This is a genomic window from Pseudomonas retamae, from assembly GCF_043496865.1.
In the GTDB taxonomy this organism is placed as follows: domain Bacteria; phylum Pseudomonadota; class Gammaproteobacteria; order Pseudomonadales; family Pseudomonadaceae; genus Aquipseudomonas; species Aquipseudomonas retamae.
Window position 1 is genome coordinate 181,482 of sequence record NZ_JBIEIL010000011.1, and the last position, 23,726, is coordinate 205,207.

General features: G+C 61.3%; 26 protein-coding genes. 7 read left to right on the plus strand and 19 right to left on the minus strand.

The window, feature by feature from the left end; all coding sequences use genetic code 11:
• The first annotated feature begins 34 nt into the window (after window positions 1-34).
• A complete protein-coding gene (locus tag ACGSLL_RS21455) occupies window positions 35-1,033 on the plus strand; it encodes a sulfate ABC transporter substrate-binding protein (protein ID WP_093103385.1) in 999 nt (332 codons plus the stop codon).
• A gap of 453 nt (window positions 1,034-1,486) precedes the next feature.
• The gene (locus ACGSLL_RS21460; RefSeq protein ID WP_394507846.1) at window positions 1,487-2,671 is read left to right on the plus strand and encodes an MFS transporter; all 1,185 of its coding nucleotides are present in this window, start codon (window positions 1,487-1,489) and stop codon (window positions 2,669-2,671) included.
• A 180-nt stretch (window positions 2,672-2,851) separates the two neighbouring features.
• On the opposite strand, the gene ACGSLL_RS21465 is transcribed toward ACGSLL_RS21460, so the two are convergent.
• Window positions 2,852-3,262 carry a type II toxin-antitoxin system HicB family antitoxin gene (locus tag ACGSLL_RS21465; RefSeq protein WP_394507847.1) on the minus strand — a complete coding sequence of 137 codons (411 nt, stop codon included), beginning with the start codon at window positions 3,260-3,262 and terminating at the stop codon, window positions 2,852-2,854.
• A 267-nt stretch (window positions 3,263-3,529) separates the two neighbouring features.
• Between ACGSLL_RS21465 and ACGSLL_RS21470 the strand changes: the two genes are divergently transcribed.
• Window positions 3,530-3,997 (plus strand): helix-turn-helix domain-containing protein, encoded by a 468-nt coding sequence (locus tag ACGSLL_RS21470; protein WP_258450055.1) that lies wholly within the window; start codon window positions 3,530-3,532, stop codon window positions 3,995-3,997.
• A complete protein-coding gene (locus tag ACGSLL_RS21475) occupies window positions 3,994-4,569 on the plus strand; it encodes a PIN domain-containing protein (RefSeq protein WP_258450056.1) in 576 nt (191 codons plus the stop codon). Before ACGSLL_RS21470 ends, ACGSLL_RS21475 begins: the two co-directional genes overlap by 4 nt.
• A gap of 43 nt (window positions 4,570-4,612) precedes the next feature.
• On the opposite strand, the gene ACGSLL_RS21480 is transcribed toward ACGSLL_RS21475, so the two are convergent.
• From ACGSLL_RS21480 to ccmA, 10 genes are all read right to left on the minus strand, one after another.
• Window positions 4,613-5,017, minus strand: a complete 405-nt coding sequence (locus tag ACGSLL_RS21480) for a hypothetical protein (RefSeq protein WP_206414939.1) — start codon at window positions 5,015-5,017, stop codon at window positions 4,613-4,615.
• Between the two features lie 24 nt (window positions 5,018-5,041).
• On the minus strand, window positions 5,042-6,244 hold the full coding sequence (ccmI, locus tag ACGSLL_RS21485; RefSeq protein WP_394507848.1) for a c-type cytochrome biogenesis protein CcmI: 1,203 nt from the start codon (window positions 6,242-6,244) through the stop codon (window positions 5,042-5,044).
• Window positions 6,241-6,711 carry a cytochrome c-type biogenesis protein gene (locus ACGSLL_RS21490; protein ID WP_394507849.1) on the minus strand — a complete coding sequence of 157 codons (471 nt, stop codon included), beginning with the start codon at window positions 6,709-6,711 and terminating at the stop codon, window positions 6,241-6,243. Before ACGSLL_RS21490 ends, ccmI begins: the two co-directional genes overlap by 4 nt.
• The gene (locus ACGSLL_RS21495) at window positions 6,708-7,244 is read right to left on the minus strand and encodes a DsbE family thiol:disulfide interchange protein (RefSeq protein WP_394507850.1); all 537 of its coding nucleotides are present in this window, start codon (window positions 7,242-7,244) and stop codon (window positions 6,708-6,710) included. Before ACGSLL_RS21495 ends, ACGSLL_RS21490 begins: the two co-directional genes overlap by 4 nt.
• Window positions 7,241-9,229, minus strand: coding sequence for a heme lyase CcmF/NrfE family subunit (locus ACGSLL_RS21500; protein WP_394507851.1), 1,989 nt, complete (start codon window positions 9,227-9,229; stop codon window positions 7,241-7,243). Before ACGSLL_RS21500 ends, ACGSLL_RS21495 begins: the two co-directional genes overlap by 4 nt.
• 1 nt (window position 9,230) lies before the next feature.
• A complete protein-coding gene (gene ccmE / locus ACGSLL_RS21505; RefSeq protein ID WP_394507852.1) occupies window positions 9,231-9,686 on the minus strand; it encodes a cytochrome c maturation protein CcmE in 456 nt (151 codons plus the stop codon).
• A complete protein-coding gene (gene ccmD / locus ACGSLL_RS21510; protein WP_007939192.1) occupies window positions 9,683-9,859 on the minus strand; it encodes a heme exporter protein CcmD in 177 nt (58 codons plus the stop codon). Before ccmD ends, ccmE begins: the two co-directional genes overlap by 4 nt.
• Window positions 9,856-10,611: a heme ABC transporter permease gene (locus ACGSLL_RS21515; RefSeq protein ID WP_394507853.1), complete on the minus strand. Its 756-nt coding sequence runs from the start codon at window positions 10,609-10,611 to the stop codon at window positions 9,856-9,858. Before ACGSLL_RS21515 ends, ccmD begins: the two co-directional genes overlap by 4 nt.
• Before the next feature lie 90 nt (window positions 10,612-10,701).
• On the minus strand, window positions 10,702-11,370 hold the full coding sequence (gene ccmB / locus ACGSLL_RS21520) for a heme exporter protein CcmB (protein WP_090282384.1): 669 nt from the start codon (window positions 11,368-11,370) through the stop codon (window positions 10,702-10,704).
• Complete coding sequence (gene ccmA / locus ACGSLL_RS21525; RefSeq protein WP_394507854.1) at window positions 11,367-12,002, minus strand: cytochrome c biogenesis heme-transporting ATPase CcmA; 636 nt, start codon at window positions 12,000-12,002, stop codon at window positions 11,367-11,369. Before ccmA ends, ccmB begins: the two co-directional genes overlap by 4 nt.
• Window positions 12,003-12,199: 197 nt before the next feature.
• Here ccmA and fliK point away from each other — a divergent pair, with 197 nt between their 5' ends.
• The 3 genes from fliK to ACGSLL_RS21540 all read left to right on the plus strand — a co-directional run bounded on the left by fliK (window position 12,200) and on the right by ACGSLL_RS21540 (window position 15,648).
• Window positions 12,200-13,774: a flagellar hook-length control protein FliK gene (fliK, locus tag ACGSLL_RS21530; RefSeq protein WP_394507855.1), complete on the plus strand. Its 1,575-nt coding sequence runs from the start codon at window positions 12,200-12,202 to the stop codon at window positions 13,772-13,774.
• Window positions 13,771-14,100 (plus strand): EscU/YscU/HrcU family type III secretion system export apparatus switch protein, encoded by a 330-nt coding sequence (locus ACGSLL_RS21535; protein WP_258450064.1) that lies wholly within the window; start codon window positions 13,771-13,773, stop codon window positions 14,098-14,100. The genes fliK and ACGSLL_RS21535 overlap by 4 nt, the downstream gene beginning before the upstream one ends.
• A 153-nt stretch (window positions 14,101-14,253) precedes the next feature.
• Complete coding sequence (locus ACGSLL_RS21540; protein WP_394507856.1) at window positions 14,254-15,648, plus strand: RCC1 domain-containing protein; 1,395 nt, start codon at window positions 14,254-14,256, stop codon at window positions 15,646-15,648.
• 143 nt (window positions 15,649-15,791) lie between these two features.
• On the opposite strand, the gene ACGSLL_RS21545 is transcribed toward ACGSLL_RS21540, so the two are convergent.
• The 8 genes from ACGSLL_RS21545 to ACGSLL_RS21580 all read right to left on the minus strand — a co-directional run bounded on the left by ACGSLL_RS21545 (window position 15,792) and on the right by ACGSLL_RS21580 (window position 23,726).
• Entirely contained in the window at window positions 15,792-16,187 is a 396-nt protein-coding gene (locus ACGSLL_RS21545; protein WP_263469768.1) for a DUF2802 domain-containing protein, read from the minus strand.
• Window position 16,188: 1 nt separating this feature from the next.
• Complete coding sequence (locus tag ACGSLL_RS21550) at window positions 16,189-16,674, minus strand: chemotaxis protein CheW (RefSeq protein ID WP_016771050.1); 486 nt, start codon at window positions 16,672-16,674, stop codon at window positions 16,189-16,191.
• Between the two features lie 90 nt (window positions 16,675-16,764).
• Window positions 16,765-17,697 (minus strand): CheW domain-containing protein, encoded by a 933-nt coding sequence (locus ACGSLL_RS21555; RefSeq protein WP_394507857.1) that lies wholly within the window; start codon window positions 17,695-17,697, stop codon window positions 16,765-16,767.
• A gap of 91 nt (window positions 17,698-17,788) precedes the next feature.
• The gene (locus ACGSLL_RS21560; protein WP_208938224.1) at window positions 17,789-18,577 is read right to left on the minus strand and encodes a ParA family protein; all 789 of its coding nucleotides are present in this window, start codon (window positions 18,575-18,577) and stop codon (window positions 17,789-17,791) included.
• A 43-nt stretch (window positions 18,578-18,620) separates the two neighbouring features.
• Complete coding sequence (motD, locus tag ACGSLL_RS21565; protein WP_042607549.1) at window positions 18,621-19,511, minus strand: flagellar motor protein MotD; 891 nt, start codon at window positions 19,509-19,511, stop codon at window positions 18,621-18,623.
• A 15-nt stretch (window positions 19,512-19,526) separates the two neighbouring features.
• Window positions 19,527-20,267 (minus strand): flagellar motor protein, encoded by a 741-nt coding sequence (locus tag ACGSLL_RS21570; RefSeq protein WP_039763601.1) that lies wholly within the window; start codon window positions 20,265-20,267, stop codon window positions 19,527-19,529.
• Entirely contained in the window at window positions 20,267-21,403 is a 1,137-nt protein-coding gene (locus ACGSLL_RS21575) for a protein-glutamate methylesterase/protein-glutamine glutaminase (protein WP_394507858.1), read from the minus strand. Before ACGSLL_RS21575 ends, ACGSLL_RS21570 begins: the two co-directional genes overlap by 1 nt.
• 49 nt (window positions 21,404-21,452) lie before the next feature.
• On the minus strand, window positions 21,453-23,726 hold the full coding sequence (locus tag ACGSLL_RS21580) for a chemotaxis protein CheA (RefSeq protein ID WP_394507859.1): 2,274 nt from the start codon (window positions 23,724-23,726) through the stop codon (window positions 21,453-21,455).

Sequence of the window (23,726 nt, forward strand, 5' to 3'; positions counted from 1 at the left end):
TGACTCAACACCCCCACAGAACAAGGAATGCGCAGTGAAAAAACTCTTTGGCGCCTCACTTCTCGCCGCCGGCCTCGCCTTGGCCAACATCGCTCAGGCAGCGCCGACGCTGCTTAACGTTTCCTATGACGTGATGCGCGATTTCTACAAGGACTACAACACTGCGTTCCAGAAACACTGGCAGGCCGAGCACAACGAGAACATCACCGTGCAGATGTCATTCGGTGGTTCGAGCAAGCAGGCGCGTTCGGTGATCGACGGGCTGCCGGCAGATGTCATCACCATGAACATGGCCACCGACATCAACGCCCTCGCCGACAACGGCAAACTGGTGCCGGAGAACTGGGTCACGCGCCTGCCGAACAACAGCGCACCGTTTACCTCGGCCACGGTGTTCATCGTCCGCAAGGGCAACCCGAAAGCCCTGAAAGACTGGCCGGACCTGCTCAAGGACGGCGTGCAGGTGATCGTGCCGAACCCGAAAACCTCGGGCAACGGCCGCTACACCTACCTGTCGGCCTGGGGCTATGTGCTGAAGAACGGCGGTGATGAAAACAAGGCCAAGGAGTTCGTCGGCAAACTGTTCAAACAAGCGCCGGTGCTCGATACCGGTGGCCGCGCCGCGACCACCACGTTCATGACCAACCAGATCGGCGACGTGCTGGTGACCTTCGAAAACGAGGCGGAAATGATCGCCCGTGAATTTGGTCGTGATCAATTTGAAGTGGTCTACCCGAGCGTGTCCGCCGAAGCCGAGCCGCCGGTATCGGTGGTCGATAAAGTCGTCGACAAGAAAGGTTCGCGTGCGGCGGCTGATGAATATCTGAAATACCTGTGGTCGCCTGAAGGCCAGGAGATTGCCGCGGCCAACTACCTGCGCCCAAGGGATCCGGCGGTGCTGGCGAAGTACACCGATCGTTTCCCGAAAGTGGATTTCCTTTCGGTGGAGAAGACGTTTGGTGACTGGCGAACGGTGCAGAAGACGCACTTCAATGATGGTGGGGTGTTTGATCAGATTTACACCGGGCAGTAAGACTTGAGCGATTAAAAAAAAGGCGACCCTCTGCGGTCGCCTTTTTCGTTGTGAGCCAATGCACCCTCACCCCAGCCCTCCCGAAACGTCGGACCGCCCATAGGGAGAGGGAGCTGACCGAGATGTCTTGCGTCAGACATCGACCTGAAGGACCGCGTCGATTATGGAGTGGAGCGATTTTCCTGGATTCGAACCAATTGCGGATTCACAGATGCACCTTCAGGTCGCCGTAAATCCCAAGCATCCCCCAATCAGTCCCCTCTCCCTCCGGGAGAGGGCTAGGGTGAGGGGCTTTTCGGCTGGGCGAGTAAATCCAGCCCTGGCACTGCTCAACCGCCTCGCAAGACCAGTCATTACACAACGTAATAAGAGTTATCATCCGAAACTGTCTTCTGCCAACCCGCATTGTCCATTAGCCTTCACCGCTTTCCTGTGCCCGACGCGAGTATTCCTATGCCCACCACTCACGCAATGACCCGAGGCATGGTGCTGCTGTTCGCCTTCTGCTGCGGCGCCATCGTTGCCAACATCTACTATGCACAACCGATCATCGGTCTGATCGCACCGGACATCGGCCTGTCCGACACCTTGGCCAGTTTCATCGTCTCGTTGACGCAGATCGGTTATGCGCTGGGCCTGTTCTTCCTGGTGCCGCTGGCCGATCTGCTGGAAAACCGGCGGTTGATGATCGTCACCACCCTCGTGGCAATCGCCAGCCTGCTGGCGGCGGCGTTTACCGATCAGCCGAATGTGTTTTTGCTGATTTCGTTGCTGGTGGGGTTCAGCTCGGTGTCGGTGCAAGTCCTGATTCCGCTCGCCGCGCACCTGGCGCCGGAAGAATCCCGAGGCCGGGTGGTCGGCGGGATCATGGGCGGTTTGCTGCTGGGTATTCTGTTGGCCCGGCCGGTGTCGAGCGTGGTCGCCGATCATCTGGGCTGGCGTGCGATGTTCATGATTGCTGCCGGGTTGATGGCCGCGATCAGCGTGGTGCTGGCGTTGACCGTCCCCAAGCGTCAACCGGATCACAGCGCCACCTACGGGCAACTGATCGGCTCGCTGTGGTCGTTACTGCGTCAGCAACCGGTGCTGCGGCAGCGCGCGTTCTACCAGGGTTGCATGTTCGCCACGTTCAGCCTGTTCTGGACCGCCGTGCCGCTGGAGCTGGCGCGTAATCACGGCCTGTCGCAAAGCGAGATTGCGATTTTCGCTTTGGTCGGCGCCATCGGTGCCATCGCGGCGCCGATCAGTGGACGCCTCGCCGACGCCGGCCACACCCGCATCGCCTCGCTGCTGGCCATGCTCTTCGCCAGCCTGAGCTTCCTGCCCGCCTTCATCCACCCGGCCTACAGCGTCATCGGCCTGGCGGTCACTGGCGTAGTGCTGGATTTCTGCGTGCAGATGAACATGGTCCTCGGTCAGCGCGCAGTGTATTCGCTGGACGCCAAGAGCCGTGGCCGTTTGAACGCCTTGTACATGACCAGCATCTTCATCGGCGGCGCGTTCGGCTCGTCGGTGGCCAGCGCGGTGTATGAGCATGGCGGCTGGTTGTGGATCGTGATTGTCGGCAGCGTGTTTCCGCTGTTGGCGTTGTTGCGCTTCTTGAGCGCTTCACGACGCGCTTCATTAGCCACGGCTTAAGGCTTCAAAAGCTTCGCGAGCAGGCTCGCTCCCACAGGTTTTGGATGACCTCCGAATCACTGCAATACACAAAACCAGTGTGGGAGCGAGCCTGCTCGCGAAGGCGTCAGTTCAGACGAGATTTACGCTGACTGACACAGCGCTTTCGCGAGCAGGCTCGCTCCCACAATTGGCCGAGCCTTAGTATCGAACCAGTTTCTCCATCGCTGCATCCGCCAGAAACGAGGAGCGGCTTTTGACGTTGTGTTCACGCACATAACGGTCAATGCGCTGTATCACATACCCGGGCAGCGTGACGTTGACCTTCTCGGTCTTGCCCAGGTACGGCGAGATATCCAGCTCCAGCATGCCCCAGCCCATCTCGGCAAAATCCGCATTGCTGCGATGAGCCGACGCCGACGCCGACGTCGGCAGCGGAATCGGCTCTCCTGCCGCTGCAATTTCCTGCAGCATGATGTGGGCAACTTCAACGGCAGCGTTGTAGGCATCCTCGAACGTGTCCCCCGCCGTCACGGCACCCGGAATATCGGGGATCTGAATACCGATGGCAGTATTTTCATCACCCCACTCGATGCAGATTGGATATTGCATTACGGATCTCCTTCATAACGGGCTGGCGGGTTGTACAACCCAGCCTGCGTCTTCAAGCTCGTTGATCAATAACCTGCTTTGCCCCCGGGCCTCCTTGCCATGGTCTATCAAAAACAACCCTGGAGTTATCTTTGCTCAAGCACAGCATGGTGTGGAGTGACGGTTGGTTGTTTTACAAGGTGCTCATGACGAATGTTTCGTTTATTGCGATTTTCGTTTAATTCGAATACGGTTCGTGCATCGTCCATCGAATGCCGGAACTGTCCTATGTCCACTGCTATCCCTTGCGCTATCAATCTGCCTGAAGAACGTGAAATCAAAGCCGCGATAGAAGGCCAGCGTGCGTTGACCGCTTTCCTCGCAACCGGCTTTGAAACTCAAAAAATCCAGATCTACGATGAGCAGAACGAAGCCCATAGCGTCGAGCTGCCAACGTCCGCGCTGCGCTTGCTGAGCGATATCCTCGCGGCGCTGTCGCAGGGCCACGCTGTGAAGGTCGTACCGATCCACGCTGAGCTGACCACTCAGGATGCTGCCGACCTGCTCAATGTCTCACGTCCGCACATGATCAAACTGCTGGAGAGCGGTGAGATTTCCTACCACAAAACCGGCAAGCACCGACGTGTGCGTTTTGCCGATCTGATGGAATATAAAGCCCGGCGAGACACCGCCAGCGAGCAGGCAATGAGGCTTCTCGCAGAGCAGGCACAGGCGCTAAGGACAGGATACGAGTGAGGCACTCCTCTTTCACCGCTGTATACGATGCATGTGTTTTATACCCCGCCCCACTGAGAGACTTCCTGATGTGGCTCGCATTGTCCGGGCTGTATCGAGCGCGCTGGACTGAAGAAATCCACTGCGAATGGAAGCGCAATTTGTTAAAAAACCGGCCTGACCTGAGCATCGAGCAACTGGACCGGACATCACAACTGATGGACCTCGCCATTCCGGATGCATGTGTAGATAGTTATGAAGATCTGATCGTCGGACTGAGCCTGCCCGACGATGATGATCGCCATGTTCTTGCTGCTGCTATCCGATGTGGCGCGGACGTTATCGTGACTTTCAACCTGAAAGATTTTCCCGCTTGCTCTCTCGAACCCTATGGCATCGAAGCCCAACACCCGGACGAGTTTGTGGAAAACCTTTTTCATCTGGATTCATCCGCGGTCATTGCGGCTGCCCAACGACAGCGCCAGCAACTGAAGACGCCATCGATGGATGCGGATTGCTTCCTTGCCCTCCTGCAGCGCCAAGGCCTGGACCAGTCAGTACGTTCACTGAGCAGGTATCGCGCAATTCTCTAAAAATTCGGCAAAAAAACGGCGATCCAAAGATCGCCGTTTTTCCTCACTGCCCGAACTGCTTGCCCAAGCCCGGTGGCACGCCGTGGATGTCGGTGTCTTCCCATGGGCCGTTGGGGCTGACGGCGCGGCTCCAGCCGTTGTTCCAGCGGTAGTAGGTGCGCTGGCGGTAGAAGGTGTTGGACTGGTCGTCGAGTACGTACACGCCGAGCTTCTGGTCCCAGTGGCTGTTGCCGCCCGGCGGCGGGGCGAAGCTGGCGGAGGTGCGGGGTACCGGTTTCGACGGTTTGGCCGGGATGCTCTTGCCCGGGGTCGGTGAGGTCGACGGGGTCGGGCTCGGTTGCGACGGCGGGATCGGTGGCAGGTTGGTGGTCGGTTCCGGTCGCTGGACCGCACATGCACTCAAGCCCAGGGCCAGTGTGAGGACTGTGATGCGGGCGATGGTGTGCATGGCGGTGCTTTCCTGTGGTTCCGGTTATTGGTCCGGGCTGTCGATGGTCAGTTTTTGTGGCGCGGTGGTGCTGCTGGCCAGGGGGCCGCTGCGACCGATCCATTCACCGGCAGTGGGTTGGCCGGCGCGGGAAATGCGCGCAACCAGTTGGACTTCGGGAAAGTTGGACAGTTTCAACTGCGGCATCATCGCGTCGGCATCGCCGAGTTCGACGGTCACCGGCAGATCGGCCACGGTCAGGCGTTTGGCCGCCAGCGGTGCCGGTGGACCGGAGGTGGCGCGAGCAAAGATGAATACGCTGTCGCCCGGCTGCACTTTGCTTTTGAGCTCGCTGGCCAGATCGACGCTGACTTTCAGCAACGCGCCTTTCGTCGCCGCGGGCGCCTGAACGACTGTGCCGCCACTGGCTTGCAGGCGTTCGGCGGCGCGCTGGATGCCGCCTTGCAGCGCGGCGCGCGAGTTGTCCTCCGGTGGCAGTTGTGCGAGCAGGCGGTTCCAGTAATCGATCGCTTCTTGATAGCGCTCACCTTCGAACGCGGCGATGCCGAGCAGACCGAGGCTGGTGACTTCTTTCGGATCAGCCTTGAGGGCTTCGTCGGTCAGCGCCTGGATCTTGGGCGACCATTTTTTCCCGTCGGCAAAATACTGCGCCTGCGCCCACTGGCCGAGCAGTTCCGGTTGGCGACCAGCGAGGCCGGCGGCGCGTTCGAACATCTTCGCCGCGTCCGCCGGGCGCTCCTGCGCCATGTAAGTACGACCGAGGAAATACAGGCCTTCGGCAGAATCCGGCTGCGCAGCGACCGCACGCTCCAGACGCTGGGTCATCTCTTCCATCGACTGCGGCGCCTGGGCGAATTCGCGGGTCAGCTCGACCTTGTCGGCAGCGCCAAAATACAAGTACAAACCCAAGCCCAACAGCGGCACCAGCACGGCCGCGAGCAACGGCAACGGCTTGCCGAGCTTCGACACACGCGGCGCGGCAACGCCTTCGGTATCGGCCAGCAACTCCCGCGCCGCCTCGGCACGACCGCTGTCCATTTGCGCAGCATCAAGCACACCTTCAGCCTGCTGCGCTTGCAACTCGGCGACACGTTCCTGATACAGCGCAACATTAAGGGCCGTACGATCCTCCTCGCGTTGGGCGCGACGACCACGCAACACCGGGATCAGCAGAAAACTCAGGGCGACCAGAAGCAACAGCCCTGCGGCAAGCCAGAAATCAATCATTCTTGGGTTTTATCCAACAGTTGGTCGAGGCGCTGACGCTCTTCGATGGACAGCGATGACGGCGTTACGGCGCGTTGCCCGCGACGCCGGCGGACAATCACCGCGATCACCACGAAACCGCCCAGCAGCAGGCCGGCCGGGCCGAACCAGAGCAATGCGGTCTTGGCGTTGAGCGCCGGTTTGTAGCGGACGAAATCGCCGTAGCGGTCGACCATGAAGTCGATGATCTGCTGGTTGTCCTTGCCCTCGCCGAGCATGCGGAAAATCTCTTTGCGCAGGTCAGCGGCGATCGGCGCGTTGGAGTCGGCGATGTCCTGGTTCTGGCATTTGGGGCAGCGCAGTTCCTTGGTCAGCTCGCGGAAACGCTCGCGATCGCCTTCTTTGGCAAATTCGTAGGTATCGATGGCCGCATGCGCGACGCTGGCCAGACTCAAGCCCAGCACCACCGCGGCGAGAAAACGCTTCATGGCTTGGCCTCATCGACCAGCGCCTGATATTTGGCCGCAAGTTTTTCGCGCCAGACCTGCTCGTCGATCACCCCGACGAACTTGTCGCGGATGACGCCTTTGGCGTCGATGAAGAAGGTTTCCGGAGCGCCATAAACGCCGAGATTCAGGCCCAGCGAGCCTTCATCGTCGCGGATATCCAGGGCGTAGGGGTTGTGGAACTCGGCCAGCCATTTCAACGCATCGGCGTTGGTGTCCTTGTAGTTGATGCCGTAGATCACCACGCCACGCTCGGCCAGTTTGTTCAGTACCGGATGCTCGACCCGGCAGGAAATGCACCAGGTGCCCCAGACATTGACCAGTGCCGGTTTGCCGAGAATGTCAGCCTTGGTCAGGGTCTTGTCGCCCTGCACGCTCGGCAGGGAAAACTCCGGGAACGGCTTGTTGATCATCGCCGACGGTAGCTCCGCCGGGTCGAGGTACAGCCCGCGATACAGAAACACCGCCACCAGCAGAAAAATCGCCAGCGGCACCAACATCAACCAACGTCTCATGCCGCGGCTCCCGTCATGCCCAGCGCTTCGCGCACTTTGCTTTTCACCTTGACCCGATAACGCCGATCCAGCGCTGCCAGCAATCCACCGAAGCCTGTGAGCAGGCCGCCGAACCAGATCCAGCGCACGAACGGTTTGACGTGCACGCGCACTGCCCAGGCGCCGTTATCCAGCGGCTCGCCGAGGGCGACGTAAATGTCGCGGGTGAAACCGGCGTCGATCCCGGCTTCGGTCATCACCGAATTCTGCACGGTGTACAAACGTTTTTCCGGGTGCAGCACGCTGATTTCCTTGCCGTCGCGAATCACCCGAACGGTGCCTTTGTCGGACGTGAAATTCGGCCCCTCGAAGTGCTTGGCACCTTCGAAAACGAAGTGATAACCGGCCAGGTTCATCGACTCGCCCGGCGCCAGGCGCAGGTCGCGTTCGGCACTGTTCTGGCTCGACAACACCACGCCGAGTGCGCACACGGCGATGCCCAAGTGCGCGATCTGCATGCCCCAATAGCTGCGGGTCAGCGCCGGCAAGCCTTCGATCAGGCCTTTGTGGCGAGTCTTGTCGAACAGGTCGCGAACACCGGCGAGCAGCACCCACGCGGCCAGCAGGAACGTTGCGATCACCGCCCAGTTGAAATCGCCGTAAGCGACACCGGCAATTACCGCCAGCGCGACGCTGCCGAGCAACACCGGGGTGAGCATGCTCGCCAGCCATTTCACCGGGGTATCCTTCCAGCGCACGATCACGCCGACCGCCATGACCAGCATCAGCAACGCCATCAGCGGAATGAACAGCGCATTGAAGTACGGCGGGCCGACCGACATCTTCGCGCCGCTGAGGGCATCGAGAATCAGGGGATACAGCGTGCCGAGCAGAATCATCGACGCGGCCACGACCAGCACCAGATTGTTGCCCAGCAGCAGGGTTTCCCGCGACCACAGGTTGAAGCCAACCTGACTTTTCACCACCGGTGCACGCAGAGCGAACAGGGTCAGCGAGCCACCAACGACGAACAGCAGGAAGATCAGAATGAACACGCCGCGTTCAGGATCGGAAGCGAACGCGTGGACCGACGTCAGTACGCCGGAACGCACAAGGAACGTGCCCAGCAGGCTCAGCGAGAACGCGGCAATCGCCAGCAATACCGTCCAGCTCTTGAACACACCGCGCTTTTCCGTCACTGCCAGCGAGTGGATCAGTGCGGTGCCGACCAGCCATGGCATGAACGAGGCGTTTTCCACCGGGTCCCAGAACCACCAGCCGCCCCAGCCGAGTTCGTAATACGCCCACCACGAACCGAGGGTGATGCCGATTCCGAGAAAGGCCCAGGCGACGATGGTCCATGGCCGCGACCAGCGCGCCCAGGCGGCATCAAGGCGACCGCCGAGCAATGCCGCAATGGCAAACGCGAACGCCACCGAGAACCCGACATAGCCCATATAGAGCATCGGCGGATGCACGATCAGGCCGATGTCCTGCAGGAGCGGATTGAGGTCGCGACCGTCGGCCGGAATCTGCGGCAGTATCCGCGCGAACGGGTTCGAGGTCAGGATCAGGAATAGCAGGAAACCGGTGCTGATCATGCCCATCACCGCCAGTACGCGGGCGAGCATGACTTGCGGCAACTGCCGCGAGAACACCGACACGGCGAAGGTCCAGCCGCCGAGGATCAATGCCCACAGCAGCAGCGAACCTTCGTGAGCACCCCACACCGCGCTGAATTTGTAGTACCACGGCAGCGCGCTGTTGGAGTTCATCGCCACATAGGCCACCGAGAAGTCATCGGTCATGAACGCGTAAGTGAGGATGCCGAACGCGAACAGCAGAAAGGCAAACTGGCCCCACGCTGCCGGTTGCGCCAGGCCCATCCACAAACGGTCGCCGCGCCAGGCGCCGAGCAACGGCACCACGGCCTGCACCAGAGCAAAACACAGCGCCAGAATCATCGCCAGATGACCCAGCTCAGGAATGAATATCGCCGAGGTCATATCAGCTCTCCTTCGCAGGGGTTGGCGCGGATTGACCGCTGTCTTTCAGCGCTTTGGTCACTTCCGGCGGCATGTACTTCTCGTCGTGCTTGGCCAGCACTTCGTCGGCCACCACCACACCGTCGGCGTTGAGCTTGCCGAGGGCAACGATGCCCTGCCCTTCGCGGAACAGGTCCGGGAGGATGCCGCGGTAGGCGATAGTCACGGACTTGTTGAAATCGGTGACGACGAACTTGACGTCCAGCGAGTCCGTTGAGCGTTGCAGCGAGCCCTTCTCGACCATGCCGCCGGCGCGGATGCGCGTGTCTTGCGGTGCTTCGCCGTTGGCGATCTGCGTCGGCGTGTAGAACAGATTGATGTTCTGCTGCAGGGCACTGAGGGCCAGGCCGACGGCAGCGCCGACCCCGACCAGAATGGCCAGAATGATGATCAGACGTTTCTTGCGCAGCGGATTCACTGGCCGTTCTCCCGGCGCAGACGACGCGCCTCTTGTTGCAGATAGCGCTTGCGGGCCAGGATCGGCGCCGCCACGTTGAGGGCCAGCACCGCCAGACAGATGCCGTAGGCCGACCAGACATACAGGCCGTGATGGCCCATGGCGAGAAAGTCGCCGAATGACGCGAAACTCATCGAGCGGCCTCCAGACTGTGCTGCAATTCGGTTTTGACCCAACTGGCGCGGGCTTCGCGCTTGAGCACTTCGAGGCGCATGCGCAGCAACAGCACGGCGCCGAAGAAGCAGTAGAAACCCAGCACCGTGAGCAGCAGCGGCAGCCACATTTCTGCGGGCATCGCCGGTTTTTCGGTGAGGGTGAAGGTCGCGCCCTGGTGCAGGGTGTTCCACCACTCCACCGAATATTTGATGATCGGGATGTTGATCACGCCAACGATTGCCAGCACGGCGCAGGCCTTGGCGGCGCTGTCGCGGTTACTGATCGCGTTGCCCAGCGCGATCACGCCGAAATACAGGAACAGCAGAATCAGCATCGAAGTCAGTCGCGCGTCCCACACCCACCACGAACCCCAGGTCGGTTTGCCCCAGATCGCCCCGGTAACCAGCGCCACGGCAGTCATCCACGCACCGATCGGGGCGGCGCACTGCAGGGCGACATCGGCCAGTTTCATTTTCCACACCAGCCCGACCACGCCGCACACCGCCAGCATCACGTAGATCGACTGCGCCAGCATCGCTGCAGGCACGTGGATATAGATGATGCGAAAGCTGTTGCCTTGCTGATAGTCCGGCGGCGCGAAGGCCAGCCCCCAGACGACGCCGACAGCGATCAGCAGCAACGCGGCGATGCTCAGCCACGGCAGCAACTTGCCGCTGATGCCGTAAAACCATTTGGGCGAGCCGAGCTTGTGAAACCAGGTCCAGTTCATGTTGTTTCCATCACGGGTGCCGCTCCTCGATGTGAGCTGGCGCGGGTCATTCTTTTGACAAAGTGGTTAAATTTTAACCAGACCTCATTATTATTCGCCGACGCTGATCTTCAGGCCAGCCGCTATTGCAAACGGTGTCAGGGTGATCGCCAGGGCGGTCAGGCTACCCAGCCACAGCAGATACCCGGTCGCCGGCATGCCTTGCAAGGCGGCCTGCAAGGCGCCACTGCCGAGGATCAACACCGGGATGTACAACGGCAGAATCAGCAGCGCCAGCAACAGGCCGCCGCGTTTCAACCCCACCGTCAACGCTGCGCCCACCGCGCCGAGCAAGCTCAGTACCGGCGTACCCAGCAGCAGCGACAACAGCAACACCGGCAGGCAAGCGGTTGGCAAACCGAGCATCAGCGCCAGCAACGGCGAGAGCAGCACCAGTGCCAGACCGGAGAAAAGCCAGTGTGCCAGCACCTTGGCCAGGACCAGAAGGGGCAGCGGGTGCGACGAAAGGACCCACTGCTCCAGCGAGCCGTCTTCGAAGTCACTGCGGAAAAGTCCGTCCAGCGACAGCAGGACCGATAACAACGCCGCCACCCAGACTAACCCCGGGGACAGGTTTTGCAAGACCTGAGTGTCCGGGCCGACGGCCAGCGGGAACAAGGCAATGACGATGGCGAAGAAAATCAGCGGATTGGCCAGCTCCGCCGGGCGGCGAAACAGCAGTCGGGACTCACGGGCGAGCAGCAGGCCGAACACGCTCATACGGCCCATTTCCCCAGATCGATATCGCGATAACCGGCCGGCATCCGGCTCAGCGTGTGGTGCGTGGTCAACACCACCAGACCTCCGCGTTCGCAGTGCCCGGCCAGGTGTTCTTCAAGTTGCGCGACGCCCTGCTTGTCGAGCGCGGTGAACGGCTCATCGAGAATCCACAGCGGCGGGCTGTCCAGATACAACCGCGCCAACGCCACGCGACGCTGCTGGCCGGCCGACAGGTTATGGCAGGGAACATCTTCGAAACCGCGCAATCCTACCGCTGCCAGGGCTTGCCAGATCGCTTCGCGGTTGGCGGGCTGGCGCAGGGCGCAGAGCCAGGACAGGTTTTCTTCCGCCGTCAGCAGATCCTTGATCCCGGCGGCGTGGCCGATCCACAGCAGGTTGCGGGCGAGTTCGTGGCGTTGCTCGGTCAGTGGCTGACCGTTGAGCAGGACCTGGCCGTCAGTCGGTTGCATCAGACCGGCCAGCAGACGTAAAAGACTGGTTTTGCCGCTGCCGTTGGGGCCGCTGATCTGCACCATGTCGCCACCGGCCAGCGTCAGTTCGAGATTCTCGAAGAGCAGCCTGAGGTCACGTTCACACGCGAGGGCAAGGGTTTGCAGGACAGGACTGGTCAAGGGATCACGGGCCTTATACGGTTCAAGTCGGCTCTGGCGCGGCCGTTAAAGAGAGGCAGCATAGATGCATTGAAGGCTCGAACTGGCGAGCTGGATCAAACAATTGCTATGTTTTTTTAACGAAGCGCACGACGCGCGGCATTATACATGCCGTGCCTTACTCTCAAGAGCGCAATTTCCTCAGGTTGTGTCCGCGTATGACAGGCGAAATCAACATCCTCCCGCTGCCGCCCGCCTCTGCGGCGACCGTGCGCCCGCAGGTCGGCGAACTGCTCAAGCTGCTGACCCCGGTTGAAGGTTTGATCGGCAGCGGGCAGAGCGCCAAGGCCGAGGTGTTGTCGCTCAAGCAGGCCGACCAGACCTTTGAATTGCTGCTCAAGGTGACCGTCGACGGCGGCCGCCAGACCACCGTGCAAGCGACCAGCAGTCTGCCGCTGCCGCAAGGCACTAACCTGGCGATCACCCAGCCCTCGGCGGGCAATCTGGCGATCACCGTGCAGCAGGCGATTGCCAGCAACGTCGCCGCCCTCACCCGCCTCGATACCGCGCAACTGCCGGTCGGCACGCTGCTGCAGGGCAAGGTGCTGACCTCACAGGTCCTGCCGCAGACGCCGGGACAAGCGACGGTGTTTCGCTCGATGGTCAGCCTGCTCAACACCGCATTGAGCGGCAGCACATTGACCATCGACAGTCCGCAGCCGCTGCGCATCGGCACCCTGCTTTCAGCCATCGTCGAAGACGCGCAAAGCCTGAAATTTCTGCCCCTGAGCAACCGCCAGGAACAACTGGCAGTCAGTCAGCAACTGCTCGGCCAGCAAAGCCGCCAAGCCTCGTTGAGCGGCCTGTTGAACGCACTGCAAAACCTGCCGCCGGCCACAGATCAGACCTCCGCAGATTTGCGCGCGGTGGTCGACAAGCTGCTCGCCAGTCTGCCGGACGTGCAACAACTGAGCACCGCCAAAGGCGTAGCGCTGGCCTTGGCCAACAGCGGCGTGTTCCTCGAAACCAAACTGCTGACCGGGCAAAACCCGAGCCTTGCGCCGGACATGAAAGCCGATCTGCTCAAGCTGATCGCGCAATTGACGCCGGGCCTGCCGAGCAGCACCAGTTTCAACGCGATCATCGCCGCCAACACCTTGGCGCAAGCGCTGCCGAGTTTCGTGCGCAACGCCCTCGGAATGCTCGGCCAGGTCAGCGCCAAACCCGTGCCGAGCAGTTTTCCATTGCCCGAGCGTTTGCTGCAAAGCCAGGACGGCGAAGGCGATCTGGAGCAATTGCTGCGCCTGGCCGCCGCCGCAGTTTCGCGCTTGCAAAGCCATCAGCTGTCGAGCCTGGAACAGACCGGCGTCACCGATGACGGGCGCCTGCTCAGCACCTGGCAACTGGAAATCCCCATGCGCAACCTGCAGGACATCGTGCCGTTGCAGGTCAAGTTCCAGCGCGAAGAAGCGCCGGAACGCGAGCCGCAACCCAACGAACGCCGCGACGAGCGCGAACCCAAACAGCAACTGTGGCGCGTCGATCTGGCCTTCGACATGGAACCGCTCGGGCCATTGCAGATTCAGGCGCAACTGGTGGCGGGCAGCCTGTCCGGGCAACTCTGGGCCGAGCGACCGTACACCGCCGACCTGATTGAGAACAACCTGTTCGCCCTGCGCCAGCGCCTGCTCGATCGCGGACTGAATGTCGGCGACATCGACTGCCACCACGGCACCCCGCCGCAAGGTAACCAAACCCGCCTCGAACACCGCTGGGTCGACGAAACCGCATGAACGATTCCACTGCCCCACGCCAGGCCATCGCCCTCAAATACGACGGCAACCACGCCCCGACCCTCACCGCCAAGGGTGACGAAGAACTCGCCGAAGAAATCCTGCGCATCGCCCGCGATTGCGAAGTGCCGATTTACGAAAATGCCGAATTGGTGCGGCTGCTGGCGCGCATGGAACTGGGCGACAGCATTCCTGAAGAGCTGTACCGCACGATCGCCGAGATCATCGCCTTCGCATGGAATCTGAAAGGGAAGTTTCCCGAGGGGCACGACCCGGACGCGCCGATGGTCGAGAAGGATGTCACTGCACGCGGGGATGATTACTGAGTTTCAGTCGCAGTCTCTTCTTCGCCCTGCCATACACCGTTCGTCGCTACTGTCAGGTCTGACAGTAGCGCATGCCCAATCCCGCAGCGCTTGATGACGGACCAGACCTGACCCAGGTCGCGCACAGGTCCACCATCTCGAGAGATTGACTCCATGCCAGACAAAAAAGGTGATTTGTCACTGAACATCCACGCTAAGGGCCAACTGCTGGTCATGGGCGCACGCGGCAATCGAGGTGGTCTGGGCAATTTCTACACGCGCAGCTGGCGACTTGTAGCGCTGGATGCCTCAACGCTCAACCCGTTGAACGTCACTTGGCAATATGTCGGAGACAAGCAATCCGTCACCGGTAGCGCGTTTTTCGATGTTCGGCCTTATGACGAGCTGATGGTCTCGTCAGGCCAGAAACGGATAACGCTTAACCCGTCGAATATCGTCGGTACCTCATTTGCCCTGTGCGCTCGGCTGGACAGCGGAAAAGTCCATGCGTGGGGTTATGCCGACGCCGGCGGCACTTTGCCAGAACCGATAAAAGAAGCTAAGGACGTCGTAGAGCTGTCGGCGGCGATGGGCGCCTTTGCGATTCGGCGTGCGCTAGGCAATGTGCTCGCGTGGGGACATTACGCCAACGGGACGGTTCCCGAAGACATCGCACAGCTGGATACGATTGTCGCGGTCTCGGGCAGCACTTATGTTTTCGTGGCCCTGCTTGAGTCGGGCAGGATTGTCGCGTGGGGTCGGCCGGAGATGGGAGGCGAACTTCCGACGCCAATCGCCGAGTTGACCGATATCACGCAGGCCTCAGGTGGGCAATATGGTTTCGCCGCGCTGCGCCGCACCGGAAACGTCGTCTGTTGGGGTTATGACAGCCAGTCACCGCACTTGCCCGCCGATATTGCGTTGCTCACAGACATAACCAGACTGGCCTGCTCGACTCATGCTTTCGCAGTGCTGCGCAACAATGGCCAGGTGCGAGCATGGGGAAGTGAACACAGCGGAGGCGAGGTCCCGCCGGACGTCGCAGGCCTGCGAGACATCGTCGATGTGGCCAGCTGCAGCTCAGCGTTTGCAGCACGCCGAAGCAATGGAACGCTGGTCGCATGGGGACACATTCCACCCATGCCAAAAGCGATCGCCAGGCGCAACGACATTGTCCACGTCATCGGTTCGGCGACAGGATTTGTCGTGCTGTGTAGCGATGGCGCAGTGCTCGCCTGGGCTGACGGTACCAGCGAAATCAATAACATTCCGCCAGACATTCTCCAACTGAGGGATATTGTCGCCATCAACGCTAATCAACACGCGGCCGTCGCCTTGCGCAGTAACGGAGTGGTGGTGGCGTGGGGTAGAGAGGCCGACGGCGGCGATACCAGCGCAATTAAGCATTTACTTAGCGACGTACGTGCCGTGTACGGAGGAGGCGATACTTTCGTGGCGCTCAGGGCAGATCGCCGAGTAGTGGCGTGGGGCAACGCAGCCTACGGCGGGAATGGTGAGCAGAAGGCCCTGTATCGATTGATCGGTTACGCAAAAGCTCCGGCGCGCTGATCCGGAGAACTGCCGATCGCTACGCCCCCGACGCAATCAAGAAAAAGTTCGCAGCCTTCGCCAGCGCCTTACATGAGATTCCTGTAGGCGCCGTCGAAGGCTGCGAACTTTTGATCTCGCTTGCCGCTTGAAGCTTGAAGCCCCTAGCTGTTTTTGTGCAACTTGCGCATCAACTCCGCCTCAGCCTGGGTCAACCCGCAGGACTGCGTCAGTTCGTCAACGCTGGCGCCCATGCCCACCAGTTTCGCCGCCTGGGCGAACGACAGGCTCGACGGGTCGCGCTGTTCCAGGGCAACGATTTTATCCGGCAACGGGCTGACCACCGCGCGCAGCTCGTGCAGGGCTTCGCCCATGCGCACATTGCCGTTCTGGTAATCGTCGACGCGCTTGGCCAGTTCCTTGATGCGCTGATCGCGCAGCGCATCGCCTTGGGCCTGCTGCGCAGCGATTACCCGCTGCGCCTTGATGTACGAGACGAACATCGCCAGCGTGCCTGCCCAGAACAGAAACAGAACAATTACCGCAACCTCGAGAATCAAATCAGATGCTCTCCAGTTCCGACCACTCTTCTTCGCTCATCATCTTGTCCAGCTCGACCAGGATCAGCAACTCGTTGTTCTTGTTGCACACGCCCTGGATGAACTTGGCCGACTCTTCGTTACCCACGTTCGGTGCGGTTTCGATTTCCGACTGACGCAAGTAAACCACTTCGGCCACGCTGTCGACCATGATGCCGACGACTTGCTTGTCGGCCTCGATGATGACGATACGGGTGTTGTCACTGATCTCGCCGCTGTGCAGGCCGAAGCGCTGACGGGTGTCGATCACGGTGACCACGTTACCGCGCAGGTTGATGATGCCCAGCACGTAGCTTGGTGCACCCGGCACCGGCGCGATCTCGGTGTAGCGCAGCACTTCCTGCACGCGCATTACGTTGATGCCGTAGGTTTCGTTATCCAGTTTGAAGGTCACCCATTGCAGGATCGGATCTTCAGAACCTTTTGCATTCGACGCCTGACTACTCATACCCTGACCCCTCGAAAAAACCGCCCCGGGCGGTGTGTGTTCTGTGTGGTGGCATTGAAAAATGCCATCGCCTGATTGTTATGTCGGCTGCTATGTCGGTTTATGTAGCGGCTTGTTGCCGCTCATGTGCTTCGCCCCGCCACTGGCGATCAACTCGGCCAGTGCGGATACATCAAGCAATGCACACATGTGCTCGATCACGGTGCCGGCGAGCCATGGCCGCTGCCCCCGGTGACTTCTCCATTTGATTTCATTCGGGTCCAGACGCAACGAGCGGCTGACCTGATGTACCGCCAGCCCCCACTCGTAACCCTGTACCGAAATCACGTACTGCAAGCCCTGGCGGAAATCATCGCGGTAGCGATCCGGCATGACCCAGCGCGCGGTGTCGAGCACTTTCAGATTGCCGGCCTGGCTGGGCAGAATGCCGAGGAACCATTCCGGCTGACCGAACAGCGGCGTCAGTTCCTGGCCGGCCAGCGAATAGATCGAACCGAGGCACACCAGCGGCACGGCCAGCGTCAATCCGGCGACGTCGAACAGCAGGCATTCGAAGGCTTCGGCAGCCCACGCCGGGCGCCCGTCGGTTTCCACCGGCGGCGGTGGATTGTTTGGCGGCAGATGCACTTCGACCAGTGGCGGCACCAGAGCCTGCGGCTCTTCAACCACTGGCGCCGATGCGGGAATTTCTGGCTCCGGCACTTTCAGTAACTGGGTTTGCAGCAGCGGCGCCAGGGTCGAGACCACGGCGCGCGGCTCTTCGAGCAACGTCACCGGTGCCTTGACCACTGGCGCGACAACCGGCGCGGCGGCAGGTCGGGCGGCTTTCTGCGCATCGCGGGCCTGTTCTTCCAGCACGGCGGCCTGGAACTCGTCCATCACCTCGGTGCTTTCTACGATCTCAGGTTGGGTCTGCTGCGCGACGGGCGGCACCAACTCTTCGGGCACATCCAGTAGCAAGTCTTCCAGATAAGACTGCAAGGCTCGTTGCGGACGCGTAGTGAGTTTCACTGGGCGGTTCATCGGGGATCAGCGCCAGGCAGGAAAACCGCGTCGTCTGCTTCGCGAGCAGGCTCGCTCCCACAGGGCTCGGGCAAGCGAATGGAGATCATGTTCACGCCACCTGCGCAACGAGTTGCTGCGCGAGCAAATGCTTGAGCAGTGCGCGATAGGCGAGAACGCCACGGCTCTTGCCGTCAAACTGCGAAGGCGTGACACCGGCGCGGCTGGCGTCGCGCAGACGCGTGTCGACCGGGATGTAACCCTGCCAGATCTCCTCGGGGAATTTGTCACGCAGCACACGCAAGGTATGCATCGAGGCTTGCGTACGACGGTCGAACAAGGTCGGCACGATGCTGAACGGCAGCGCCTGTTTGCGCGAGCGGTTGATCATCGCCAGGGTGTTGACCATACGCTCCAGGCCTTTGACGGCGAGGTGCTCGGTCTGCACCGGGATCACCAGTTGCTGGCTCGCCGCGAGGGCGTTGACCATCAACACGCCGAGCAACGGCGGGCTGTCGATGATGGCGTAATCGAAGTCCTGCCACAGCTGCGCCAGACTCTTGGCGATCACCAGGCCCAGACCACTTTGCCCCGGCGACTGGCGCTCAAGGGTGGCCAGTGCGGTGCTCGACGGCAACAGGGAAATGCGTTCGTCGCTGGTCGACAACAGCAACTGCCCCGGCAGGCCTTGCGGCACGCTGCCCTTGTGCAGAAACAGGTCGTAGTTGCTGTGTTCCAGACTGTCGGGATCGTAGCCGAAATAGCTGGTCATCGAGCCGTGCGGGTCGAGATCGACCACAACCACGCGCTTGCCCGCCTCGGCCAGCAATCCGGCTAAAGCGATGGAGGATGTGGTTTTACCGACACCACCCTTTTGATTGGCGACTGCCCAGACTCTCATTCAGTTCGTTCCTCCCGGCCAATCGGCTCGGCCGAGACATGCTTCAGCGTGTTAATGCGGGCGACGGAGAATTGACGGCACTCTCGCGTCCCGGCGTCTTGACCGGGGTCGGTGCAGTTTGTGTGCCAGCCCGCTTGAGTGCGGCATCCGGTTGCGCATTCGCGGTTCCGGTGCCAGTCAGGCTGCGGCGCACATCAAGGTTGCGCGACACCACCAGCACCACGCGACGGTTCTTCGCGCGGCCTTCAACGGTAGCGTTGTTGGCCACCGGCTGGAATTCACCGTAACCCACCGAAGCGAGCCGGCCAGGATTTACGCCCTGCATCGCCAGCATGCGCACGATGCTCGCCGAGCGCGCCGAAGACAGCTCCCAGTTGGTCGGGTATTGCGCCGTGCGGATCGGTTGGTCATCGGTGAAGCCTTCGACGTGGATCGGGTTGTCGAACGGTTTCAGGATCGCCGCAACCTTGTCGATGATGTTGAACGCGATGTCACTCGGCATCGCGTCACCGCTGCCAAACAACAGGCTGGAGTTGAGTTCGATCTCGACCCACAGCTCGTTGCCGCGCACGGTCATCTGGTTGGAGCTGATCAAGTCACCGAACGCGGCGCTGATGTCATCGGCAATGCTTTTCAGCGGATCGCTGGCGCCGGCGATACCGGCGTCGACCTGCTCGGCATCCTTGACCAGCGGCTTGGCCGGGGTCACGGTTTTCGGCCGCTCGTCGCCGATCGGGATCGGTTTTAGCGAGCGATCGGAGTCGGTAAACACCCCGATCAGCGCTTCGGAAATGACTTTGTACTTGCCTTCGTTGATCGACGAGATCGAGTACATCACCACGAAGAATGCGAACAGCAGTGTGATGAAGTCGGCGTACGACACGAGCCAGCGCTCGTGGTTAACGTGTTCTTCCTGGTGCCTGCGACGAGCCATAGTCCATTCCCCCCATCAATCCATGAAGCCCTGAAGCTTCAACTCGATAGAGCGCGGGTTTTCACCTTCGGCGATCGACAGGATTCCTTCCAGCAACATTTCGCGATAACGCGACTGCCGCAACGCGATTGACTTTAGCTTGGCGGCCACCGGCAACAGGATCAGGTTGGCACTGGCCACGCCATAGATCGTTGCGACGAATGCCACGGCAATGCCGTTACCCAGTTGCGACGGATCAGCCAGGTTGCCCATGACGTGAATCAGGCCCATCACCGCACCGATGATGCCGATGGTCGGCGCGTAGCCGCCCATGCTTTCGAAGACCTTGGCCGCTTCGATATCGCGCGATTCCTGAGTGTAGAAATCCACTTCGAGAATGCTGCGAATGGCTTCCGGTTCGGCACCGTCGACCAGTAATTGCAGACCCTTGCGCGAGTAGCTGTCGGGTTCGGCATCGGCGACGCCTTCGAGCCCGAGCAAGCCTTCCTTGCGCGCGGTGAGGCTCCAGTTGACTACGCGGTCGATGCCGCCGGCCAGGTCGACCCGCGGCGGGAAGAAGATCCACGCCAGAATCTGCATGGCACGTTTGAACGCGCTCATGGGCGATTGCAGCAGCGCCGCGCCGACGGTGCCGCCGAGCACGATCAGCGCCGCCGGACCGTTGGCGAGCGCGCCGAGGTGGCCGCCTTCAAGGTAGTTGCCGCCGATGATGGCGACGAACGCCATGATCAGGCCGATAAGGCTGAGAACATCCATCAGAGACACGCCTCGACGATGTGTTTACCCATGTCATCGAGGCTGTACACCGCGTCGGCCAGATCAGCTTTGACGATGGCCATCGGCATGCCGTAGATCACACAACTGGCTTCGTCCTGCGCCCACACCGCGCTGCCGCCCTGCTTGAGCAGACGCGCGCCTTCGCGGCCGTCGGCGCCCATGCCGGTCAAGACCACCGCCAACACTTTGTCGCCGTAGGATTTCGCCGCCGAGCCAAAGGTGATGTCGACACAAGGCTTGTAGTTCAGACGCTCGTCGCCCGGGAGGATTTTCACCGCGCCACGGCCGTCGATCATCATTTGCTTGCCACCCGGCGCCAGCAGAGCCAGGCCCGGGCGCAGAATGTCGCCGTCCTCGGCTTCCTTGACGCTGATGCGGCAGAGCTTGTCGAGACGTTCGGCGAACGCTTTGGTGAACGCCGCCGGCATGTGCTGGATCAGCACGATCGGCGCCGGGAAGTTCGCCGGCAGTTGCGTCAATACACGTTGCAGCGCAACCGGCCCGCCGGTCGACGTACCGATGGCAAGCAGTTTGTAGGCTTTGCGTTTCGGTGCCGCTGACGAAGCGCTGGCCGCAGAGGCGCGAACTGGCGCAGGTGCAGGTGCCGGACGCGCCGGAACAGGGCTGCTGTGGCTGCTGTAGCTCGATGCTGCCGGAGCAGGCGTCGGTGCTGGCGCAGCGGCAGGCGCCGGGGCGCTGTAGGCACTGAAACGACGGTTGCTGCGCGAAATGCTGTGAACCTTTTCGCAGAGCAGTTGCTTGACCTTCTCGGGATTGCGCGAGATGTCTTCGAAATTCTTCGGCAGGAAATCCACCGCGCCGGCGTCCAGCGCATCGAGGGTTACCCGCGCGCCTTCGTGAGTCAGCGAGGAAAACATCAACACCGGGGTCGGGCAGCGCTGCATGATGTGCCGCACTGCCGTGATGCCGTCCATCATCGGCATCTCGTAGTCCATGGTGATCACGTCCGGCTTGAGCGCCAGCGCCTGATCAATCGCCTCTTTACCGTTGGTTGCAGTGCCGACCACCTGAATGCTCGGATCCGCAGAAAGAATTTCCGAGACGCGGCGGCGGAAAAACCCCGAATCGTCCACCACCAGGACTTTGACTGCCATAAACACTCCATTAGGTGCAGCGGGACGTCAGCGCCCCGCCGCCCCGGATTCAAATACGCTTTGTGGCGTAACGCTTGAGCATGCTTGGAACATCGAGAATCAGTGCAATGCGGCCGTCACCGGTGATGGTGGCGCCGGACATGCCCGGAGTGCCCTGCAGCATTTTGCCCAATGGCTTGATGACCACTTCTTCCTGACCGACCAGTTGATCGACGACGAAGCCGATCCGCTGGGTGCCCACCGAAAGGATCACCACATGGCCTTCACGCTGCTCTTCGTGAGCGGCGGAGCTGACCAGCCAGCGCTTGAGGTAGAACAATGGCAGCGCCTTGTCGCGCACGATCACCACTTCCTGACCATCGACGACGTTGGTGGTCGACAGGTCGAGGTGGAAGATCTCGTTGACGTTGACCAGCGGGAACGCAAACGCCTGGTTGCCCAGCATGACCATCAGCGTCGGCATGATCGCCAGGGTCAGCGGCACCTTGATGACGATCTTCGAGCCCTGGCCCTTGGTCGAGTAGATGTTGATCGAACCGTTGAGCTGGGAAATCTTGGTCTTCACCACGTCCATGCCGACACCGCGGCCGGACACGTCGGAGATCTCGGTCTTGGTCGAGAACCCCGGGGCGAAAATCAGGTTGTAGCACTCGGTATCGCTCAGGCGATCGGCCGCGTCCTTGTCCATCACCCCGCGTTTTACCGCGATTGCACGCAGCACGTTCGGGTCCATGCCTTTGCCGTCGTCGGAAATCGACAGCAGGATATGGTCGCCTTCCTGCTCGGCCGCCAGCACCACACGACCGCCACGGGCCTTGCCTGAGGCTTCGCGTTCTTCCGGCGACTCGATGCCGTGGTCGACGGCGTTGCGCACCAAGTGGACCAGCGGGTCGGCCAGGGCCTCGACAAGGTTTTTGTCGAGGTCGGTTTCTTCACCCACCAGTTCCAGGTTGATCTCTTTCTTGAGCTGACGAGCGAGGTCGCGAACCAGACGCGGGAAGCGCCCGAAGACCTTCTTGATCGGCTGCATCCGCGTTTTCATCACGGCGGTCTGCAGGTCAGCGGTGACCACGTCGAGGTTCGACACGGCCTTGGACATGGCTTCGTCGCCGCTGTTGAGGCCCAGACGCACCAGACGGTTACGCACCAGCACCAGCTCGCCGACCATGTTCATGATCTCGTCGAGCCGCGCGGTGTCGACGCGCACGGTGGTCTCGGCTTCGCTCGCCGGTTTTTCAGGCGGTGGCGAGGCAGGCGCACGGGCCGGGGCCGGTGCAGCAGCGGCGGCTGGTTTTGGCGTTTCGGCTTTTGGTTCAGGCTTAGGCGCGGCTTTTGGCGCAGCAGCAGCGGCAGCAGCCGGAGCCTTGGCGGCCGGCATGGCCACGCTTGATGCGGAGCCAGCAGTGGCAGCGCCGGCGTCAAACTTGCCTTTGCCGTGCAATTCGTCGAGCAGCGATTCGAATTCGTGATCGCTGATCAGGTCGCTGCCGGCTGCGGCGGCTGCCGGGGCGGCGGCTGCAGGTGCCGAGGCGATTGCCGATTCCAGCGCATCGACAGCAAAGTTGCCCTTGCCGTGCAACTGATCAAGCAGCGCTTCGAATTCATCGTCGGTGATGTCGGAGCTGTCGCCCTTGGCCGGTGCGGCGGGCGCTGCGGCGGTCGGTGCGACTGCGTCAACGGCGAACTGGCCTTTGCCGTGCAGCTGATCGAGCAACGACTCGAACTCGGCGTCAGTGATTTCATCGCTGGCCGGCACCTCGGCGGCTGGCGCAGGGGCCGCAGCGGCCGGGGCTTCGGCTTCGGCCTTGACGGCGTTCAGCGAGTCCAGCAACTGCTCGAATTCGTTATCGGTGATGTCGCCGGATGCGTCGCCTTCGACGACCAGTTCTTCGATCATCTCGGCCACTGGCGAAGCCGGGGCTTCGTCAGCGGTTTGCGGCTCGGCCAGACGCGCCAGCGCGGCCAGCAGCTCCGGCGTGGCGGCGGTGATTGGCGCACGCTCGCGGACTTCGCTGAACATGCTGTTCACCGCGTCCAGTGCCTCGAGCACGACGTCCATCAGTTCGGCATCAACGCGACGCTCACCCTTACGGAGGATGTCGAACACGTTTTCGGCGATGTGACAGCACTCCACCAGCTCATTGAGCTGAAGGAAGCCGGCGCCCCCTTTTACAGTGTGGAAACCGCGAAAAATTGCATTGAGCAGATCTGCGTCATCCGGGCGGCTTTCCAGCTCGACCAGTTGTTCGGACAGTTGCTCAAGAATCTCGCCGGCCTCAACCAGGAAATCCTGAAGGATCTCTTCATCGGCGCCGAAGCTCAT

Bases quoted from the DNA above. Each gene is read 5' to 3' on its own strand.
- ACGSLL_RS21470 (WP_258450055.1), top strand. From the start codon at position 3,530: ATGTCCACTGCTATCCCTTGCGCTATCAATCTGCCTGAAGAACGTGAA.
- ACGSLL_RS21515 (WP_394507853.1), bottom strand. From the start codon at position 10,611: ATGAACTGGACCTGGTTTCACAAGCTCGGCTCGCCCAAATGGTTTTAC.
- ACGSLL_RS21480 (WP_206414939.1), bottom strand. From the start codon at position 5,017: ATGCACACCATCGCCCGCATCACAGTCCTCACACTGGCCCTGGGCTTG.
- ACGSLL_RS21500 (WP_394507851.1), bottom strand. From the start codon at position 9,229: ATGACCTCGGCGATATTCATTCCTGAGCTGGGTCATCTGGCGATGATT.
- ACGSLL_RS21560 (WP_208938224.1), bottom strand. From the start codon at position 18,577: ATGAGAGTCTGGGCAGTCGCCAATCAAAAGGGTGGTGTCGGTAAAACC.
- ACGSLL_RS21570 (WP_039763601.1), bottom strand. From the start codon at position 20,267: ATGGATGTTCTCAGCCTTATCGGCCTGATCATGGCGTTCGTCGCCATC.
- ACGSLL_RS21465 (WP_394507847.1), bottom strand. From the start codon at position 3,262: ATGCAATATCCAATCTGCATCGAGTGGGGTGATGAAAATACTGCCATC.
- ccmD (WP_007939192.1), bottom strand. From the start codon at position 9,859: ATGAGTTTCGCGTCATTCGGCGACTTTCTCGCCATGGGCCATCACGGC.
- ACGSLL_RS21555 (WP_394507857.1), bottom strand. From the start codon at position 17,697: ATGAACCGCCCAGTGAAACTCACTACGCGTCCGCAACGAGCCTTGCAG.
- ccmI (WP_394507848.1), bottom strand. From the start codon at position 6,244: ATGATTGATTTCTGGCTTGCCGCAGGGCTGTTGCTTCTGGTCGCCCTG.
- motD (WP_042607549.1), bottom strand. From the start codon at position 19,511: ATGGCTCGTCGCAGGCACCAGGAAGAACACGTTAACCACGAGCGCTGG.
- ACGSLL_RS21580 (WP_394507859.1), bottom strand. From the start codon at position 23,726: ATGAGCTTCGGCGCCGATGAAGAGATCCTTCAGGATTTCCTGGTTGAG.
- ACGSLL_RS21495 (WP_394507850.1), bottom strand. From the start codon at position 7,244: ATGAGACGTTGGTTGATGTTGGTGCCGCTGGCGATTTTTCTGCTGGTG.
- ACGSLL_RS21535 (WP_258450064.1), top strand. From the start codon at position 13,771: ATGAACGATTCCACTGCCCCACGCCAGGCCATCGCCCTCAAATACGAC.
- ACGSLL_RS21550 (WP_016771050.1), bottom strand. From the start codon at position 16,674: ATGAGTAGTCAGGCGTCGAATGCAAAAGGTTCTGAAGATCCGATCCTG.
- fliK (WP_394507855.1), top strand. From the start codon at position 12,200: ATGACAGGCGAAATCAACATCCTCCCGCTGCCGCCCGCCTCTGCGGCG.
- ACGSLL_RS21490 (WP_394507849.1), bottom strand. From the start codon at position 6,711: ATGAAGCGTTTTCTCGCCGCGGTGGTGCTGGGCTTGAGTCTGGCCAGC.
- ACGSLL_RS21540 (WP_394507856.1), top strand. From the start codon at position 14,254: ATGCCAGACAAAAAAGGTGATTTGTCACTGAACATCCACGCTAAGGGC.
- ACGSLL_RS21460 (WP_394507846.1), top strand. From the start codon at position 1,487: ATGCCCACCACTCACGCAATGACCCGAGGCATGGTGCTGCTGTTCGCC.
- ccmB (WP_090282384.1), bottom strand. From the start codon at position 11,370: ATGAGCGTGTTCGGCCTGCTGCTCGCCCGTGAGTCCCGACTGCTGTTT.
- ACGSLL_RS21575 (WP_394507858.1), bottom strand. From the start codon at position 21,403: ATGGCAGTCAAAGTCCTGGTGGTGGACGATTCGGGGTTTTTCCGCCGC.